Raw genomic sequence first — 19,159 nt, forward strand, 5'->3', positions numbered from 1 at the left:
AAGCCCGCCGCAGCTTACGCTGCAGCGGGCTTCTGTCACAGCCGGACTTCGAAACCGGCGTACAGCGCAGCGCCGGTGGTGTTATAACCGGCGACTTCGCGGTAGTCCGTGTTCAGCACATTCTCGCCGCGCAGACTCAGCAGCAGCGCTTCAGACCACCGGTAGCGGGCATTGAGATCCAGCTTGCTGTAATCATCCAGGCGCTCACTGGCAGCCCCCCAGTTCGACGGGGGGCTAATCCGGTCTTCCACCCGCTGCCAGTTGCCGCCCAGCGTCAGGCGACCATCAAGCAGGTCATGGGCTAAACCCAGGTTGAATACCCGCTGTGGAACCAGCAACCGCTGCTCACCGCTGGAATCCGTGGCATCCAGCCAGGTACCGCTGAAGTTCCACTCCAGCTGCGCTCCCAAAGCGCCCGCCAGCGACAGCTCCGCGCCGCTGGATTCGCTCTCCCCGTCATCCTGACCATAGGCACCCCAGCCGCTCGTGCCGAGGCTGTAGTCGTAAACAATGGTATCGGTTACCCGCTGCTGGAACAGGACCAGCTCGGCGCGCAGTCCCTGTGCCCGACGGTACTCCGCCCCCACTTCGATTCCGCGGCTGCGCTCCGGCCCCAGGGGTGCTACTCCCTCAGCCAGGTTGTAAGCCACCTCAAAGGGACTGGGGGCGCGAAAACCGGTGCCGACACTGCCTCGCAACTTGAACTCGCCACCGTCAGGGAGCGACATCGGGTAGCCCAGTGTCGCCCGCCAGGTGCTGTGGTCTTCATTCTCCAGCTGGTCCCGGCGTACCCCGACGGTGTAGAACAGAGCCCCGGCAAACTCACCGCGCCACTCACCAAAGACGCCAATACTGTCCAGGGCAAGGGCGCTGGCACTGCCGCGATAACCCTGCTGTTCAAATTCAGCACCCCAGGAGAACTCACCGGCAGCCAGTGTCGTGTGGCCCAGATAATTCAGCTCGTCAATCCGGCCGTTGACGGCAAAGCTGCTTACTCCCTCACTGAGACTATCGCGATCAATTTCCTGTCGAGAGGCAGCGAACTCCTGGTCCGTTTGCCCCTGGCGATATTGCGCTGCGAGGCGCACGCTCTGCTGAGTAAATAGGTCGAGGCAATCGTTGGAAGTTAGGAATCCACTGTAGCAACTATCGAATTCAGTCTCCGCGTCCTGGTGGCGCAACTGGGCCTCCAGGTTGAGGGCATCGCTCGCAACAAAGTTCAGCCGGGCACTGGCAGACTGGTTGTAATAGCCATCCCGCTCACCGTCAGTGTCGCTCTCGCGACTATTGAATCCCGCGCTATCGTGCTGTGCCAGATCGACAGCGTAATGCAGCCGCTCGCCTTTGCCGGCAACCCTGACACTACCCTGCCGGGTGTCGTGGCGACCGGCCTCGATGGCGGCTTCGATTTCCAGTGGTTCATTCGCCCGGCGGGTAATGATATTGATCACACCGCCGGCACCGGCGCCGTACATCATGCCCTGCGGCCCCCGCAGCACTTCCACCCGTTCAATGTCACGGGCACGAATATGCTGAAATTGCGCCGCCACCTGGGTATTGGCCGGATCGGCGATATTCACACCATCCAGCAAGACCAGGGTTCTGAACTGGCTCTCGCCGCGCAGGTAGACCGCGCTGACCTTGCCGGGTCCACCATTGTTGCTCACGGAAACACCGGGCAGGGTGCGAATCACATCGAGCAGACTCGCGTAACCGAGCCGTTCGATATCAACTCTCGTCAGGACGCTCACGGACACGCCCAATTCCGCTTTGGGAATTTCCGTGCGACTGGCGGTAACGGAAAGCTGCTCCAGCGGCTCTGCAGACGTAGCGGCAGCGGCGGGTGCGATTGCGGCAGTTATTGCCGTCGCATAAAGGATTTTATTCACAGTAGGTTCCCCAATCTCGAAAAAGAAGACGGATTGAGGGAGGGTGAGTGCAATCAGCACGCGAAAAGACAACCATCTGAAAGATGGCAGTGAGAAGCGCACAGACCAGACAAAGCCCTCCGCTTTATCCTCGAACTTGCTGAGGGCCGGTATCGGGCTTGCCTTCAATTCAATGAATTGGCTCACCGTTGCGGGGGCAGCGCCGGACTGGTCGATAGACGTCACCGGACTTCCCGTTTAACCCAGCCAAGTGCAATTGCACTACTGGGCACCCAAAGCGCGGGGGAGTATATCAGGCCGGGGGAGCGATGACCCGGCCAAAGAGGTGAAATGCCGGCTCAATAATTTTCTGAGGTGTTGCAGCGCGGCAATTCTGCCGGAAATCAGATCAAATCAAAAACCACAAATTCCGCTTCGCCATCGCGCCAGCGAAATTCACAGCTGACACCATAAACCTCACCGATCATGGCGGGAGTAAAAACGTCCCGGGGCGTACCCTGGGCGCGCAGGCGGCCGCCTTCAAGCAACAGCACGCGATCGCAATACCGTGCCGCCAGCGAGAGGTCGTGCAGCGCCAGGACCACGGTCTTTCCACTGTCGGCAATGCCGCGCAGTGTCTGCAACAGCTGTAATTGATGGCGAATATCCAGCGCTGCAGTGGGTTCATCCGCGATCAAGAGCGGGGCCTGCCCCACCAGTAATCTTGCCAGCTGCACCCGGCGCAACTCGCCTCCGGAGAGCTGGGTGACAGGCCTCTGGGCAAAGTCTTTTCCATCCACCCGCTCCAGGGCCGTGCGCACTCGCTCGTCGCGATCGGGTACCCGCCCCCATGGCAACAGTCCCAGCGCCACCAGATCCGCACCACTGACACTCCAGGACGGCAGCTCGGATTGCGGCAGAAAGGCACAGAGACGTGCACGCTCCGCGGCGGGAATACTTTGCGACGGCTGCTCATTGATGGAAACCGTACCGCCCGAGGCATCCAGCACACCGGCCAGCACCTGCAGCAGGCTACTCTTGCCGGCCCCATTGGGGCCCACCACCGCGGTCAGCTCTCCCGGCCGGAAGGCACAGGTGATATCGTCCAGTACCCGCTGGCCGTGGCGCAGGAGACCAAGTTCGCGGCAGGTCACATCGGCGGAAAGCGTCATTACAGTGCCCCTCCCCTGCGCGCGCTGACAATCAGCCAGAAGAAAAAAGGTGCCCCCAGGAATGCCGTTACGGCGCCGATGCGCAACTCCTGCGCGCCGACAAAATTCAGCACAAAGATGTCAGCCATCAACAACAGCAGAGCACCACATAAAGCACTGGCCCAGAGCAGCCGCGCCGGGTCCTGACGCACCAGCGGCCGCACCAGGTGTGGTACTACCAGGCCGATAAATCCGATCGTGCCGGCGACCGCCACCGCAGCGCCCACCGCCGCGGCGATACCCAGCAGCAGCGCCAGGGGATAACGTCGCCCGCCGAACCCCAGCGATACCGCCGTGGCCTCCCCCAGGGTCAAAGCCCGCAGGTAGTTGCGGCTGGCAAACAACAGCAACCCGCCCGCCAGAATAAAAGGCAGTGCCAGTAGCAACTGATCCCAACCGCGGTTGGCCAGAGAACCCAGGAGCCAGAAAACAATTTCCTGCATGGCAAACATGCTGGGCGCATAGTTGAGGGCCAGTGCCATCAGCGCTGACAGAAAGGCGTTGATGGCTACACCGGCCAGCACCAGGCGACTGGCACTGGCACCCCGGCCCGCCAGCAGCCAGACACTGAGCACCGCAATAAAAGCACCGCCAATGGCGAGCAGCGGCAGCCACCAGCCGGACTGCCAGGCGAGGCCGTAATACAGCAGCAGGATGGCCGCGAGCGCTGCACCACTGCTCACCCCGAGCAGCGCCGGCTCCGCCAGGGGGTTGCGTAACATGCCCTGCATGGCAGCCCCGCCCATGCCCAGGGCGGCGCCCACCAGAATTGCCAGCAGTGCCCGCGGCAGGCGCAACTGCCACAGAATGACGGCATCGCTGTTTTCGCTGCGCCAGCCCTGCTGCAGTGCTGCGGCAAAGTCGATATTCACCGGGCCACTCAGCAGCGCCGCGACCAGCGCCAGTGGCAGTGCGCCCGCCAGCAGACCTAGCGCGATCTTATTGTTATCGAACAAGGCTCTCTCGCTTCTGTTTGAGGGCTTCCAAAACGTCTGCAGCCACCAGCGCGGGGCAGAAACCCAGTTCCGCCGGCAGTGTGAACACGCGGCCGCTATCCACATAGCGGCGAATGACCGGATGGCGAGCGGCCAGGTGTGCGAGGGCGAAAGCCTGCTCCCCACCGTAAAGCACCAGCAATTGCGGCTCTGCGGCAATCACCTCCTCCAACATCACCCGCCGCAGTTGCTCACCTGCACCTTCAGCAGTCCCCGCCGCTAGGTTGCGAAAACCCGCGCGCTCCAGTAATTCGTGCTCCAGCATGCCGCTGCCGTAAGTGATGTTGTTGGCCGACAGGATCATCGCGGAAACCGGCTCGCCCGGAACCGGCTGCTGCAGGATACGCTCCAGCCGACGGGCCTGGTGGAGTAGCTCGGCACTCTCACCCAGCTCAGTCCCCAGCGCTTGCAGCTGCTCTTGCAGCTGCGCCAGGTTGTAGGCGTCGGGGATGATCACTACCCGCATCCCCAGTTCCTGCAGGCGCGCCGCTGCACGACCGGCACCGAATTGCCCCGCCAGGACCAGGTCCGGGGAGAGGCTCAGCAGCTCCTCGGCCCGTCCGCGATTCAGGGTTACGTGATCCGGCAGGGGCGCGCGGCGATAGTGTTCGTTGGCGGAGAGCCAGGTCACCGACACGATGCGCCGGTGGTCTACCCAGTCCAGCAGCAGCTGGTCGAGACACAGATTCAGTGATGCGATCCGCTCAGCCGCTGCCACCGGCATGGCGGCAAGCAATACCAACAGGCCCAGCCAGCGAGTCGCGCGCGCGGGGGCCCTGTCGACAGAGTCCTCAGGCGGCATCGATGGCCGCCAGCGCCTCCGCCAGCGTCTTCACCGGCACCATTTCCATGCCATCGATATCGTTCTTTAGGCGATTGGCGGCGGGTACGATGGCCTTGCGGAAACCGTGCTTGGCCGCTTCGCGCAGGCGCTCCTGGCCGGAGGGTACCGGGCGGATTTCACCGGCCAGGCCCACCTCACCGAACACCATCAGGTCCCGAGGCAGCGATCGGTTGCGGAAGCTGGATACCACCGCCAGCAACAGCGTCAGGTCGGCGCTGGTCTCCATGACCTTGACCCCACCCACCACATTGATGAATACATCCTGGTCACCCACCAGCACGCCACCGTGGCGGTGCAACACTGCGAGCAACATATTCAGCCGGTTCTGGTCCAGGCCCACGGCGACTCGGCGCGGGTTGCCCAGACTGCTGTCGTCCACCAGGGCCTGCAGCTCCACCAGCAGCGGGCGCGTGCCCTCCCACACCGAGGTCACCACCGAGCCGGCCGCCACTTCCTCGGCCCGCTGCAGGAAAATCGCGGAGGGATTGGAGACCTCCTTGAGGCCCTGCTCGGTCATGGCAAAGACACCGAGCTCGTTGACTGCGCCAAAGCGATTCTTGTGGGCGCGCAGGGTGCGAAAGCGGGAATCGTGAGTGCCCTCCAGCAGAATGGAGCAATCGATAATGTGTTCCAGTACCTTGGGGCCGGCGAGGCTGCCGTCCTTGGTAACGTGGCCGACCAGAATCAGCGCGGTTCCGGTCTGCTTGGCATAACGGGTCAGGTAAGCGGCGCTCTCGCGCACCTGGGCCACCGAGCCCGGTGCGGACTGCACCTCACTCATGTGCATCACCTGGATGGAGTCCACCACCATCACCCTGGGCTGGACCTCCTTGGCGATATGGCAGATACGCTCCACATCAGTCTCGGAGAGCATCTGCAGCTGGTCTGCAGGCAGCCCCAGGCGCCTGGCCCGCATGGCCACCTGTTGCAGGGATTCCTCACCGGTGATGTAGAGGGCCGGCATCTGCTGGGAGAGATGGCAGAGGGTCTGCAGCAGAATGGTGGACTTGCCGGCGCCCGGGTGGCCGCCGATCAGGACCACGGAACCGGGCACCAGGCCGCCGCCCAGGACCCGATCCAGCTCCCCGGCGTTGGTGGGGATACGGGGCAGCTCGCTCAGGTCGATTTCGGAGAGCTTCTGTACCTTGCCGGCGCCGGCGGCGCCCGCATAACCCGCCTGGGCATCGGTGAAGTTGGCCGCACGGCTGTCCTTGTGTTCGGTGCCCAGGCGCACCTCGCTCAGGCTGTTCCAGGTACCACAGGCACTGCACTGGCCGGCCCACTTGCTGTAATCAGCCCCGCACTCATTGCAGACATAGGCGGTTTTGCGTTTGGCGGCCAAGGGAGCTCCTCCGGTTCGACGTTCTTACGGGACGGGTCACAATCGCCGCACAGTCTACCAGCCCGTCGCGCTGCAGACACCGCCCCGTGTGCCCCTCCGCAGGCTTACAACTCGTGCAGGCGGTTGGCCCCCTGCGCCATGCGCCGGGTCTCACTCTCCTCCAGCTCACGGATGTCATGCAGCAGTGCCCGGGTTGGTTCCGTATCGGCCTTGGCGTGCAGCCTCTGGAAAAGTGCCACCAGCTCACCGTGAATGCCCACTACCTCTTGCAGGAGGCCCTCATCGGTTTCCACCTCGCCCGCGGAAAAGCGCTGCGCCATCCTGTCGATGGAATGCGAGCGCAAGTATTCATAACACCAGGTGTTGAGCGCCCGGTCGGCGGCATCGCGCCCATGGGCCTCCACCAGCCGCGATAGATTGCCTTCACTTTGCGCCAGATACTCACGCAGCAGGTCGATGCGCTCACCCGCTCCCGCGGGACTGCCACTGCGCAGCTCGGAAGCCAGGTTGCGGTGCAGCCTGCCGGTCTGCTGAATAACATCGCTGAGTGTCTGCGCTTGCATAAAACCCTCCGTTCGCCAAACTCTGGTTTGCAGCTCGATGACCGACCGGTGTCCGGCGACCATTGAACTGCCCGTACACCAGACCTGATGGTGCAGAGGAAAATTTCAACCGTTGTCAGGGGGCGATTTTGCCGCTCAGCAGGTGCCGGCCATCGTAGGGAAAGACAATGTCGGAATCCGGCAGATCCTCCCGCCTGTCGTGCTCGGGGCACTCGACGGTGGCCAACAGGTGCCTGATGACGTTGAGCCGTGCCGTTTTTTTGTCATTCGCCCTCACCACATACCAGGGCACCAATTCACTGTGGCTTTTGGCAAACATCTCATTGCGGGCAATGCTGTACTCATCCCAGTGTGATACGGCCGTCTCATCGATGGGGCTGATCTTCCACTGCTTGAGCGGATCCGTATGGCGCGCCTCGATCCGCGCTTTCTGCTCTTCCCGATCGATGTCCAGGTAGTACTTGATGATCTGGATGCCGGAGCTGGCCAACATGCGTTCGAAGGGCACCACTGACGCCATGAACTCCCGGTATTCGTGGTCGCTGCAGAAGCCCATCACCCGCTCCACACCGGCGCGGTTGTACCAGCTGCGATTGAACAGCACCATCTCCTGCTTCGATGGCAGATGTGGCACATAGCGCTGAAAGTACCAGCTGTTGCGATCGCGATCCGAGGGCTTGCCCAGCGCCACCACCCGGGTCTCCCGTGGGCTCAGGTGCTCCACAATACGCTTGATGGTGCCGTCCTTGCCGGCCGCGTCGCGGCCCTCGAAGAGAATCAGGATCTGCAGATCGCAGGCAATCAGGTGTCGCTGCAGCTTGACCAGCTCAATTTGCAGGTGACGCAACTCTTCCTTGTAATTGCCGCCCCCGCCCTTCCGTTTTGCCATCCTTTTCACCTACGGTATCCACGGACTCACACGGCAACGCCCAAGCAGACCTCCGCGGCATTGCCCCTACCAGCCTGACTATAGCTCCCGCTAGCCTCCCTCTGCGATGAATGCATCACCTTCTGATCACGTTACGGCTGCCCCGGCATGACTTTTCACATCGCGCCGCGCGAGGGGTATGATCGTTTCAATAGGCGCCACGCGCCCGTGCCCGATTCATCCAGAGAGCAACCATGAAGCTGGCATCCCGCCTCAGAAAACTCCACCAGTGGATTTTCCTCGCCATTGGCCTGCAGGCCCTACTCTGGGTCGCCAGTGGCTTTTATATGGTGGTGGTGAACCTGGACTTTATCCACGGCGACCACCTGGTGCGGAACCTGCGCGAGCCCCTGCCCGAGTTCTCCCGGCCACTCTACCCCACCGCCCAGTTGATCAGCCGGAGCGACGGGGTGAAATCAGTGAAACTGAAAGCGATTCAGGGGCAACCGTTTTACATTATGCAAAACAGCCAGGGCGAGCACCTGTACGACGCATTTACCGGCAACAAAGCGCCGACCATCGATGCCCCACGCGCATCCCAACTGGCCCGGCACTTCTACGCGGGTGAGGGAATGGTGACCAGCACGCGCCTGATTACCGAAAACCCACCTACGGAAATTCCCGCGAGGATACTGCCGGTCTGGCGCATCGATTTCGATGATCGCTTTGGCACGAGCTTTTACATCGATCCGGATACCGGAACGCTGATCACACGGCGCCACGACTACTGGCGGGCTTTCGACTTCTTCTGGATGTTGCACATCATGGATTATGACGAGCGCGCCGACGTGACCAACCCGGTGTTACGCCTGTTGATCCTCTCCAGTCTTGTGGGGGTTCTAAGTGGTGCAGCGTTGCTGCCCTACAGCTTTCGCCTCGTCCGCGGGAAAAGGGCGCGCAGGGGAAGAGTACGCAGGAGGGCAGCCGCGTGATTCGTATTGTCGCCCGCGTACACAAGTGGCTTGGGCTCCTGGTCGGGCTGCAGTTGCTGGTGTGGCTCATCAGCGGCCTGGTATTCAGCCTGCTCGACCCCAGACTGGTTAGCGGTCGGCATCTGGTGGCCGAAGAACCGCAGGCAAAGAGCCTGATGGCCCCCAGGGCGCTGCTCGGCCACGAGGCCATGGCCGCCCGCTACCCTGCCGACACCGTGCTCAGCATTGAACTCACCCACCAGCTGGGGCGGCCGCTGTATCGCATTGAAACGGCCCGCTATATCGAGCTACGCGACGCCCGCAGTGGTTTCCTGTTCGAGATCGACGCTGAGATGGCCGCGAGGGTCGCAGCCAGGGACTACGCCGGTGATGAGCGGCTGCTTGGCAGCCCGATCCGACTGGAAGCCCCTACCCTTGAGACCCGCAAGCATACCGGTCCCCTCTGGCGGGTGAACGCGGATGATGAGTTCGGTACCTCACTGTACCTGTCGGTGGAAGACGGCCAGATCCTGGAGCGCCGCACCGACACCTGGCGACTGTTCGACTTCTTCTGGATGCTGCACACCATGGACTACCGGGGGCGTGACAACTTCAACAATCCCCTGATCATCCTGGTGGGGTTTGCCAGCCTGTGGCTGGTGCTTTCCGGGGTGTATATGCTCGTGCGCTTGGTGTCCCGCCTGCGTGCTGCGAGGCGAAACAAACGCGCCGCCGCGCAAACCGCTTAGCGGGGGACCAGCCCGGTAGCTCCCTGCAGAAACCGCCGGCAGCCACCGCTATTTTATTTCCAGTAGCCCGCGGTACATCTGCATCTGGCAGGTAAACGGATATTTGCCCGGCCCCGCCGCCGGCAGCTGCACCTCGGTCACCTCATGCACCGCCAGTTGCGCACTGACCTCCAAATCCGGGAAAAGCACATACTCCGCACAGGGGCTGGGATCCTCCCGGCGAAACTGCAAGGTGGCCGCGCTACCGGCGGGCAGGGTGATGTGGTCCGGGTCGTAAACGCCGTCTTTCACCAGGATTTCCACGGAGGTTGCGGGAACCGGGCCGGCGGCAGCCGCATCACCAGTGCGTCCGGTTAACCAGAACCACCATACGATGGCCGCGATCAATAACAATCCGGCAAGATTCACTATCAGTGTCAGCATCAGGCAGTCTCCTCCGGTTTGAACCAGCGCAGCCGGTTCGCATTACTCACCACGGTCACCGAGGAAAAGGCCATGGCCGCGCCGGCAATCACGGGGCTCAGCAGTGCGCCGGTGAATGGATAGAGGACGCCGGCGGCAATGGGAATCCCCAAGACGTTGTAAATAAAGGCCCCGAACAGGTTCTGCTTGATATTGCGCAGGGTGCCCCGGGACAGCTCGATCGCATCGGCCACTCCCTGCAGCGACGAACGCATCAGGGTCACATCTGCGGTTTCGATAGCCACGTCAGTACCGGCACCAATGGCAAAGCCCACTTCGGCCCGCGCCAGTGCGGGCGCATCGTTGATGCCATCGCCGGCCATGCCGACATGGGCACCCCCGTCCTGCAGCTCGCCGACGATGCGCTCCTTGTCTTCCGGCTGCAGTTCCGCGTGAACGCTATCGATCCCCAGCTGACGCGCCACCGCGTTGGCCGTGCCCTCGTTGTCACCAGTGAGCATGTGAATCTGGAGGCCCAGCTTTTGCAATCGCGCAATTGCTGAAGCAGCGTCCTCCCGCAACGGATCGGCTACCGCAATCACACCGGCCATTTTGTTATCGACGGCCGCATACATTGCGGTGCTGCCTTTCTCCCCGAGCTCCCGCACCCTCGCCTGCCATTCACCAATGTCGATGCTTTCCCGCGCCATCAACTTGCGATTGCCAAGCAACAACTTTCTGCCGTTGACCACACCGCTGACACCGTGGGCCGTGATTGCCTCGAAGTCCCTGGTTTCCAGCAGTGTCAGGTCTTGTTCCCGTGCTGCGGACAGCACCGCTTCCGCCAGCGGGTGCTCAGAGCCCTGCTCCAGGCTGGCCAGCAGTTGCAGCAGGTCTTTTTCACTACCAGCAAAAGCCGCATCAGTCTCGATGCTGGTCAGGCGCGGGGCGCCCTCGGTCAGGGTGCCGGTCTTGTCCACTACCAGGGTATCGAGCCCACTGGCCTGCTGGAGCGCCTTGCCGTTGCGGATCAGCACGCCGTATTCGGCCCCTTTGCCCACCCCCACCATCACGGACATGGGCGTGGCCAGGCCGAGAGCGCAGGGGCAGGCGATGATCAGTACAGAAGTGAGCACCACCAGAGTGTGAGCGGTGCGGGGATCAGGACCGAAGTTGAACCACACCAGCGCCGCCAGCACCGCGATAATCATGACGGTCGGCACAAAGATCGAGGAAATTTTATCGGCGAGTCGCGCAATGGGTACCCGCGAACTCTGGGCGTTTTTCACCATCTCGATGATTTGCGCCAACCGGGTTTCCGCCCCCACCTTTTCGGCCCGAAACAGCAGCGTGCCGTTTTTGTTGAGGGTACCGGCAGAAAGGAAATCCCCCTCCGCCTTTTTCACTGGCAGCGGCTCCCCGCTGAGCATGGATTCGTCCACCAGGCTGCTGCCGTCTTCAACGGTGCCATCCACCGGGATCTTTTCACCGGGACGAACCCGGACCAGGTCCCCCACCACAACCTGCTCCAGCGGCAGGTCCTGTTCCTGTCCGTCGCGCACTACCCGCGCGGTGGGGTCCTGAAGATCAAGAAGCTTTTCTACCGCCGCACTGGTGCGACCGCGGGCTCGCAATTCCAGCGCCTGCCCCAGGTTGATCAGGCCGATGATCATGGCGCTGGCCTCGAAGTAGACGTGGCGCGCCGCCTCCGGCAGCAACTGTGGAGCGATCACCACCAGCATGGAGAAAGCCCAGGCGGTACCGGTGCCCAGTGCCACCAGGGTATCCATATTGGCGTTGTGGTGGAGAAACGCCCTCCAGGCGCCGGTAAAGAAATGCCCCCCGCAATAAATGAGCACTGCCAGGGTCAGGAGCCCCACAACACCCCATGCCAGTTGTTGGCCGGGGGAGCTGACCATCATTTCACCCCCCAGAAGCCCCCAGGCCATAAGGGGAATACCCAGTCCCAGGGCGATAGCACAGCGCTTCAGCAGATCGCGGTAATGGCGGTGCTCCTCGGCTCGCTGTTGCTCCCGGCGCTCGCGTTCGCTGACACGCACCGGTTGCGCGCCATAGCCCGCATTCTCCACCGCAGCAACACAGGCTTCCGGCGAGGCCTCGCCGTGCACGATCAGTGTCTTGTCGGCGAGATTGACCCGCGCATCCTCCACGCCGGCTACTGCCGCCAGCGCGCCTTCAATCTTGCGCACACATCCGGCACAGGAGGCGCCTTCAAGAAGAAAAGTTTGCTTGGCCTCAGACATGCCCTCTCCGAATCCTTGTGTGGATCTGAAGGATAACGCCAAAAGCCCCCTCGATTGCAATCGAGGTCGAGTCAGACTGGTAGCAGAGTGCCAATTACCAACCAGGTGATTGCCAGCGTCGCCAAGGCCAGAAGGATTCGTTCTGAGAGGCTGTCAGTTTTCAGGCCCGGCAAACCCTTATCCCGCCAGCGCCAGATCAGGAAGAAGACGCCGACAGCCGCAAATAAAAGGTTCAAAAACAGGGTGTAATCGACCTTGAAGAACTCGCGGTCGGCCATCTTTTTCACGCTGTCGTGGCTCGGCAACAGATCGAAAAAAGCAAAGCCGTAATGGAGCATCAATGCCGATGAGACGAGGATGACCAGGAATACCCCGAGGATGTAGAGGGCCATCTTCCAGCCATAGTACTGCGCCTGGATGCGCAGCACCGGCAGCACCACCAGGTCGCTGAAAATGAATGCCATGATACCGGCGAAAGCCACGCCGTTATCGAACAGCACTGCTGCCAGGGGAATATTGCCCATGGAGCCAATAAAGGTGAAGAAGGCGGCAACCGGGCCCACCAGGCACTGCAACAACACTTCCCAGAATGCCGGGTCGGGCTCCCCGGCACCGACAAACAGGCTCTGGAAAAAGGACTTGGGCACAAACACGGCAATGATGCCGGCGACGGTGAAACCCACGGTGACGTCCTTCCACACCATGTGCCATTCCATCACATAGCGGTTCGCCACCCGACGCCAGCCCTTGCGACTCTGGATGAGTTTTTTCCAGTCAGGAATATCCTCATCTCCATCGCCGCCGCCCTCTGCCTCCCGTGCCCGTTCACGGGCTTTTTTGACCAGCTTGTCTGGCACAGTGAGCCGCACCAGCAGCCACATCAACAGAATCAGGAGAACACCTCCCAGGTATTCCCCCACCACGAACTGCCAGCTCAGGAACACAGCGATCACGATACCCAGCTCGATCACCAGGTTGGTGGAAGCCAGCAGGAAAGCGAGGGAAGGCACCAGTCCGGCGCCCTTGGCGAACAAAGCACGGGTGGTGGCGAGGGCGGCAAAGGAACAGGAACTGGAGATAAAACCGAAGAAGGAGGCCAGCCCGACACTTTTTGCCCCCGCCTGGCCCATGCTCTTCTTCATTCGCTCGCGGGTGACGAACACCTGGATCATGCTGCTGATCAGGTAACCCAGTCCGAAGGCCCAGAAAGCCATCCAGAACAGCCCCAGGGTGGTAATGGCGGCCTGGTGCCAGTTGTCGAGGAATGCCTGCATCTTTCCCTTGTCCCTGTTCCTGCCTGGTTGCCCATGGCGGCGTTGATTCCGTCCAACTCTGGAGTCGCCTCCTGGAGAGGCATTCCTGAAGAGCGTAGCAATACCCTGAACCGGCGGTCAGTCACGCCAGCCTGGCAACCGCCGCGCCCCCCGCGCAAAGGCAGTGCCGGGGTGTTAGAATCGCGCCATGAAACACCCCCTGCTTCCGGAACGCCCGCTCTGCCTGTCTCCCACTCTGGCCGCCACACTCGGCCTGGAGGAGGCAGTGCTGCTAACCGCACTGAGCGACATGCTGCCGTTTCTGGCGGTGGAGCCCCACCCGGGGCGCGACTGGTACAGCGTTGAAGCGGAACAGTTGCAGCAACAGCTGCCCTTCTGGCAGCCGGCGGATATCCAGCGGGTGGCCACCAGCCTGCGCAATCACGGCGCCCTGCTGCTGGGTTCAGCCCCCTACGGTAGCAGCGGCCTGCTGAAGTTCGCCCTCCCCGGCGAGCACCGCGCGCCGGAAGCCGTGCCCTCCGCGCCTCCTGCGCCCCCCGCGCAAGCCAGCCGCAGCGCCAATAGCATCGGCCCCAACTGGCAGCCGGACCAGGAGACCATGGCGCGGATCGCCCAGCTGGGTGTGCCGGAGCACTTCGTGCGCGAGCAGTTGCCCGAGTTTGTCACCTACTGGCGCGAGCGCGGCGAGTCCCGCCACTCCTTCGGCTCCCTGTTCCTGAAGCAGGTGAAGAGCAAGTGGGAGGCCTACCGGGCCACCGCCCAGCGCAAGCAGCCCCTGCCGGAAGGCTGGTACCCGGGTGAGGACACCCTGCGCAAACTGGCGGACGAAGGGGTGCCCAGCACTTTCGTACAGAGGGGCCTGCAGCGCTTCCTCGACTACCACCGCTCCAGTGGCAAGCAGTCCATCTCCTGGGACCTGGAATTCAATGACTGGATCACGGAGGACTGGGAGAAGCAGGACACCCCCTTTATCGAGAAACGCAAACCGACGGCAATGACCCGCGACTGGCAGCCCAGTGAGCACACCTGGGAGCAGCTGCGCCGCCTGGCCATCAACCCCAACTTTGCCGCAGAACTGCTGCCCGAGTTTATTTACAAGTGGCTGGAGCGCGGCGGCCACAGCGCCCGCTGGGGGGAACTGTTTATCGAGTATGCCCGCGAGGAGTGGGCCTATTACTGCCAGGGTATTGAAAAGAACCCGGTGGCCAAGCCCATCTCCCGCAACTGGCAGCCCAGCAGTGACTGCTTGAGTCACCTGGTCAACCAGTGTGAAATAGACCGGGACTTCGCCCTGTCCCTGGTACCCGAATTCATCATTTACTGGCGCGGCCAGAACGCCGCGCGCAAAAGCTGGGACGCCATTTTCGTGCGTCACGCGCGCTACCAGTGGGCAGAGCGCAACAAGCTGGCGATAGGACAATCTCATGGCAAGCAGCAACACACCAACAACGACAACCAGCGTACCCGCGACAGGTCAGTCATCGACATCGTCACGGACACAAACTGGTAGCGGTGACGCCAATCCTCAGCTGAGCGAGCGCAAGCGCGCGTTGAATGAGGTATTCGGATTGCTGAAACTCAGCTACCACAACCAGTTCAATGCCGCCTTCCCCGATACCGAGACCCTGCACCTGGCCAAGCGCCTGTGGCTGGAATCCCTCGAGGCCTTTACGCCGGAGCAGATCGTCGCCGGTGCCAAGCGGGCCATCAAGCAGAGCGAATACCTGCCCACCGTGCACAAGATGCTGCAGTTGTGTGCCGCCGGGGACAATGGCCTGCCGGAGGCGCGCGCCGCCTACCGCGAGGCCTGCAATGCCCCCAGCCCCAAGGCCAACTACAACTGGAGTCACCCGGCGGTCTACCACGCCGGCCGCGAGGCCAACTGGTTCTTCCTCGCCAATAACGCGGAGTCCGTCGCCTACCCGGTGTTTGCCGAGCACTACCGCAAGATCTGCGCCCGCGTTCTTGAAGGTGAAAAGCTCCCGGCACCGGAACAACTGCGTCTGGAAGACAACCCGGGCAAGCCGCTCTCCAAGGAAGAAAATGCCGAGAAACTGGCGGCGCTGCGGGCGGAACTGGATCTGTAACGCGCCTCGATTCCCGGGTTCATCTTTTTTACCGGCGGCGGCGTAAGGAAACCAGACCGGGCGCGACTGTCGCCCCACAATAACAACTCATCCTCGAGCCAGCAGGTGACGCCATGAACCGGCCAACTTTTCTGCTAGCGGTACCCCTGATGGCGCTGCCCAACCTGGCCAGCGCCGACTTCTACTCTCACCGGTATGCCGGTATCAGCTTCGGCAATGCCGAACAGCAGGGCTTCTGCACATCGGTGGACGCCCAGATCAGCCGCTTCGATACCGACACCCAGGACGTCCCCGAGCGCAGCTGTGAGGGCGCCGGCAACCTGATCAAGCTTTACGGCGGCTGGCGCTGGACGCCGAACCTCGCCGTCGAAGCCAGTGTGCGACAGCTGGACGACAACCGTGTCGGCTTCACCCTCACCAATGACCGGGGCGAGTTCCTGCAGGTGGAGGATGAGATCAAGACCCGGCTCGCCACGGCTTATGTCGTGGGTCACCTGCCTTTCTTTGGCGGCGCCAGTTTTTTCGCCAAGGCCGGCGGCGGTTTCTGGATGGGGGAACTCTCCGGGCGCCAGCGGGGTGAGGTGCTGGTGGCCGTTCAGGAGGATGGTGTGATCCGGGAGGTGCCGGTAGAGGTCCGCGGCCGCGGGGCGGAAGCCGATAATGGCTTTCACTGGAGCTATGGCGCCGGTATCAGCTACCGCAACCACAACAACTGGACCGTGAGAGCGGAGTGGGAAACCTTCCAGGATATCGGCTCTGAAGACCTGCGGGGCAGCTACGACCTGGAAACCGTCTCGCTCGGCTGGAGCCTGCACTTCTGACCCACCAATGGCGGGACGGCCGTCGTCACCACTTCATCATGGGCGCGGGGTTGAGCGGGTGCTTCAGGAACCAGCGCCAGCCACGCTTGCCCAGATTGCGGTGGAAACCGGCATTGGGGAAGGCGGCACGCAGGCTCTTCAATTCCTGTTTGTCGATCCCAAACGAGACCAGTCCACCGGAAAAATCCACCAGGTCGCCGCGACGGAACAATTCCACCAGCCGCTCGTGCTCGCCGTGGTACGGCCGGACTTTGTGGTGCTCGGTGATCATCAGCCGAATCTCATCGCTCCACGCCTCCAGATCATTTTCGCGCAGATACGCCATGGCAGGTGGCACCGACGGCTCGATATAGTCCACCGTGTCCTCGATCCAGATACCGATATCGTGAAAGGCAGCGGCAATCAAGATTTTCTGCCGCTCCTCCTCGCTGCAATCCCCCAGCCTCAGGCAACAGTGCGCCATCCGGTACACATGATTGCGATAGCCGAGATACTCATCCCCGATGGTGGCCTGCCAGGGGGCCAGCAATGCATCCAGAAACGGAATTTGTGTTTCGATCTTCATAGGGGAATCAGTTTTGCTATCCAATGCTGGCATTGTATGCCGACCCGCCTCAGTAACAAGCAGCTGGCAATGCCTCCAACATCCTGGCATCGGGCAACTCCCCCGTTGCCTCGGAATTCAACAACGCAAGTGCCGTCTTCGGTAGGCCGACAAGTGCGAACTGATTGCATCGTTTGTCCATGACGCCCCGTTGCCTTGTATGTCGAGCGCTTTTTGTTGGGCCCGCAGAATAAACGTGGCTGATAAGCCCACAGTGGCGTTTTTTGACGAGGGTCACATGCCTGTGGCGCTCCTTTATTTTCATCTGGCTGTCACTGCCCGCGGTCAAAATCCGGGGCCACTAAACTATCAGTACGTTGCCACATCGTTATGGCGACAAGGCACCCCACCGCACAACAGCCAGAGCGATAATGAAAAAGACGCCGATCAATCCGTCCCGCCGTACACTGTTCAAAGCCGTTGGCGCGTTGACTGCCAGCACTGCTACCGCGAGCCTGTTTTCCGCCTGCAGCCGCGATCCACAACGCCAAAACAGCGCGCTTTCGTTCAAGGAAATACCCCACGGTCTGGATGCCCATCACCATCTCCCCGAAGATTATCAGGCGGAAGTGCTGCTGCGCTGGGGCGACCCACTACACCAGGGCGAAGAGGAGTTTGAGCCGGCCAGACTCGATGCAGAATCCCAGGCGCGGCGCTTTGGTTATAACAATGACTTTATCGCGTTTATGCCGCTGGACACCGATGCGGGACCGGGAGAAAACATACGCCACATGGCGAGCGGAAACAGCGAGCGGGGTTTGCTGTGCGTGAATCATGAATACACCCAGCCTCACCTGATGTTTTCCGGCTACAACGATGAACACAGCGCCACTCGCGGTGTCAGTGCCAAACACGTGGCCATAGAGCAGGCCGCCTGCGGCCATGCCATTACCGAGATCGAGAAAACCGCAAACGGGTGGCAGCCGGTGCTCGACAGCCCCTATAACCGCCGTATCACACTGTCTACTGCCATGAACATCGTCGGCCCCGCCGCCGGCGACCGCCGGTTACAGACCGCGGCCGACCCTGCCGGCAAGACTGTGCTCGGCACTGTGGGTAACTGCGCCGGTGGCAAGACGCCCTGGGGCACGGTGCTGATAGCCGAGGAGGGTTTTGGCGGCGCCTTCCAGGGGGATCCGGACAATATTGCCGATCCGGTGGAGGCACTGAATCACCATACTTTTGGTATTTCTCCGGAAAACCGCAATTGGGGCGATTACGATCATCGTTTCGATATTGAGCGGGAGCCCCATGAGCCCAACCGTTTCGGCTGGATGGTGGAATTCGACCCCTATGATCCACAGTCACAACCGCGCAAGCTCACAAGCCTGGGCCGGTTCGAACACGAGGGCTTTACCCTGGTGTGCAAGCCCGGCCAGCCAGTAGTCGCCTACGGTGGTGACGATGATGAACACCAGTTCGTCTACCGCTATGTCTCCCGGGACAATTACGAACCGGGCAACGACGGCCACAACCGCTCCCTGCTGCTGGAGGGCACCCTGTTTGCCGGCCAGTTCAATGAGGACGGTTCCGGCGAGTGGTTGCCGCTGGTGTTCGGTCAGGGACCACTGACGCCGGACAATGGCTTCCACAACCAGGCGGATGTGCTGATCGATGCGCGCCGCGCTGCGGCACTGCTGGGAGCGACCCCCATGGATCGCCCCGAGGACGTGGAAACCAATCCGGTCAACGACTGCACCTACGTGATGCTGACCAAGAACAAGCGGCGCATCGTGGCCAATGCAGCCAATCCAAGACAGAAAAACGCCACGGGCCACGTGCTGGAAATCGTACCGCCGGGCCAATACGGCCAGCGCGATCACGCCAGTGATACCTTCCAGTGGACAACCTTCCTGCTCGGTGGCAACCCCAATGCCGAAGAGCCAAACCAGCGCGGCGCCTACGGGCAGCAGACACCCGGTGCCATCTCACCCCACGGCTGGTTCGCCAATCCGGACAATGTCGCGTTCGATCCCCGCGGCAATATGTGGATCGCCACCGACGGCTGTGAAGATTTTGGATTCCACGACGGGCTCTGGGCCATGGCCACCGAAGGCGATTTGCGCGCCGCGCCCAGGCACTTTTTCGGCTGCCCCGAGGGGGCCGAAGTCTGCGGGCCGGAATTTACTCCGGATGGCTCGACGCTGTTCGTGGCCGTGCAGCATCCGGCGGATGGCGGCCGCTCCACCTTTGACAATCCCATGCACCGCTGGCCGGACAATGACCCGAAGCTGCCGCCACGCCCGTCCGTTCTGGCGATCCATCGTCCCGATGGCAAACCGGTGGGCAGTTGATG

At 61.9% G+C, this 19,159-nt stretch carries 17 protein-coding genes and 1 riboswitch; of the genes, 6 read left to right on the plus strand and 11 right to left on the minus strand.

The features are described from left to right. Positions 1-35 precede the first annotated feature (35 nt). The 7 genes from AWR36_RS06785 to ppk2 form a co-directional block, all read right to left on the minus strand. Positions 36-1,889, minus strand: a complete 1,854-nt coding sequence (locus tag AWR36_RS06785; protein WP_176491107.1) for a TonB-dependent receptor plug domain-containing protein — start codon at positions 1,887-1,889, stop codon at positions 36-38. Positions 1,890-2,016: 127 nt separating this feature from the next. Continuing rightward, a riboswitch (cobalamin riboswitch) is annotated at positions 2,017-2,180 on the minus strand. Between the two features lie 92 nt (positions 2,181-2,272). Further along, positions 2,273-3,040, minus strand: a complete 768-nt coding sequence (locus AWR36_RS06790) for an ABC transporter ATP-binding protein (RefSeq protein ID WP_067082985.1) — start codon at positions 3,038-3,040, stop codon at positions 2,273-2,275. Continuing rightward, positions 3,040-4,035 (minus strand): FecCD family ABC transporter permease, encoded by a 996-nt coding sequence (locus AWR36_RS06795; protein ID WP_067082989.1) that lies wholly within the window; start codon positions 4,033-4,035, stop codon positions 3,040-3,042. Before AWR36_RS06795 ends, AWR36_RS06790 begins: the two co-directional genes overlap by 1 nt. Beyond that, complete coding sequence (locus AWR36_RS06800; protein WP_067082993.1) at positions 4,025-4,876, minus strand: ABC transporter substrate-binding protein; 852 nt, start codon at positions 4,874-4,876, stop codon at positions 4,025-4,027. Before AWR36_RS06800 ends, AWR36_RS06795 begins: the two co-directional genes overlap by 11 nt. Continuing rightward, the gene (gene radA, locus AWR36_RS06805) at positions 4,866-6,260 is read right to left on the minus strand and encodes a DNA repair protein RadA (RefSeq protein ID WP_067082997.1); all 1,395 of its coding nucleotides are present in this window, start codon (positions 6,258-6,260) and stop codon (positions 4,866-4,868) included. Before radA ends, AWR36_RS06800 begins: the two co-directional genes overlap by 11 nt. A gap of 104 nt (positions 6,261-6,364) precedes the next feature. Beyond that, positions 6,365-6,823, minus strand: a complete 459-nt coding sequence (locus tag AWR36_RS06810; RefSeq protein WP_067083001.1) for a hypothetical protein — start codon at positions 6,821-6,823, stop codon at positions 6,365-6,367. A 115-nt stretch (positions 6,824-6,938) separates the two neighbouring features. Beyond that, a complete protein-coding gene (ppk2, locus tag AWR36_RS06815) occupies positions 6,939-7,712 on the minus strand; it encodes a polyphosphate kinase 2 (protein ID WP_067083004.1) in 774 nt (257 codons plus the stop codon). Between the two features lie 233 nt (positions 7,713-7,945). Between ppk2 and AWR36_RS06820 the strand changes: the two genes are divergently transcribed. Next, positions 7,946-8,683, plus strand: a complete 738-nt coding sequence (locus tag AWR36_RS06820) for a hypothetical protein (protein ID WP_067083009.1) — start codon at positions 7,946-7,948, stop codon at positions 8,681-8,683. Continuing rightward, positions 8,680-9,411: a PepSY domain-containing protein gene (locus AWR36_RS06825; protein ID WP_067083012.1), complete on the plus strand. Its 732-nt coding sequence runs from the start codon at positions 8,680-8,682 to the stop codon at positions 9,409-9,411. The genes AWR36_RS06820 and AWR36_RS06825 overlap by 4 nt, the downstream gene beginning before the upstream one ends. Before the next feature lie 48 nt (positions 9,412-9,459). Here AWR36_RS06825 and AWR36_RS06830 read toward each other — a convergent pair whose 3' ends face one another. The 3 genes from AWR36_RS06830 to AWR36_RS06840 form a co-directional block, all read right to left on the minus strand. Continuing rightward, complete coding sequence (locus AWR36_RS06830; protein WP_067083014.1) at positions 9,460-9,834, minus strand: cupredoxin domain-containing protein; 375 nt, start codon at positions 9,832-9,834, stop codon at positions 9,460-9,462. Next, positions 9,834-12,077: a heavy metal translocating P-type ATPase gene (locus AWR36_RS06835; RefSeq protein ID WP_067083017.1), complete on the minus strand. Its 2,244-nt coding sequence runs from the start codon at positions 12,075-12,077 to the stop codon at positions 9,834-9,836. The genes AWR36_RS06830 and AWR36_RS06835 overlap by 1 nt, the downstream gene beginning before the upstream one ends. 71 nt (positions 12,078-12,148) lie before the next feature. After that, positions 12,149-13,351, minus strand: a complete 1,203-nt coding sequence (locus AWR36_RS06840) for a permease (RefSeq protein WP_067083020.1) — start codon at positions 13,349-13,351, stop codon at positions 12,149-12,151. 187 nt (positions 13,352-13,538) lie between these two features. On the opposite strand from AWR36_RS06840, the gene AWR36_RS06845 reads away from it, so the two are divergent. The 3 genes from AWR36_RS06845 (at position 13,539) to AWR36_RS06855 (ending at position 16,259) form a co-directional block, all read left to right on the plus strand. Then, the gene (locus tag AWR36_RS06845) at positions 13,539-14,861 is read left to right on the plus strand and encodes a DnaT-like ssDNA-binding domain-containing protein (RefSeq protein WP_067083023.1); all 1,323 of its coding nucleotides are present in this window, start codon (positions 13,539-13,541) and stop codon (positions 14,859-14,861) included. Next, positions 14,776-15,438 (plus strand): replication protein P, encoded by a 663-nt coding sequence (locus AWR36_RS06850; protein WP_067083026.1) that lies wholly within the window; start codon positions 14,776-14,778, stop codon positions 15,436-15,438. Before AWR36_RS06845 ends, AWR36_RS06850 begins: the two co-directional genes overlap by 86 nt. A gap of 113 nt (positions 15,439-15,551) precedes the next feature. Beyond that, positions 15,552-16,259 (plus strand): outer membrane beta-barrel protein, encoded by a 708-nt coding sequence (locus AWR36_RS06855; RefSeq protein WP_067083028.1) that lies wholly within the window; start codon positions 15,552-15,554, stop codon positions 16,257-16,259. Positions 16,260-16,284: 25 nt separating this feature from the next. Here the strand turns inward: AWR36_RS06855 and AWR36_RS06860 are convergent, their stop codons facing one another. After that, positions 16,285-16,824: an HD domain-containing protein gene (locus AWR36_RS06860; RefSeq protein ID WP_067083030.1), complete on the minus strand. Its 540-nt coding sequence runs from the start codon at positions 16,822-16,824 to the stop codon at positions 16,285-16,287. Between the two features lie 410 nt (positions 16,825-17,234). On the opposite strand from AWR36_RS06860, the gene AWR36_RS06865 reads away from it, so the two are divergent. Further along, entirely contained in the window at positions 17,235-19,157 is a 1,923-nt protein-coding gene (locus AWR36_RS06865) for a PhoX family protein (RefSeq protein ID WP_067083032.1), read from the plus strand. Positions 19,158-19,159: the final 2 nt, after the last annotated feature.

It is taken from the genome of Microbulbifer flavimaris (assembly GCF_001641755.2).
Classification (GTDB): Bacteria; Pseudomonadota; Gammaproteobacteria; order Pseudomonadales; family Cellvibrionaceae; genus Microbulbifer; species Microbulbifer flavimaris.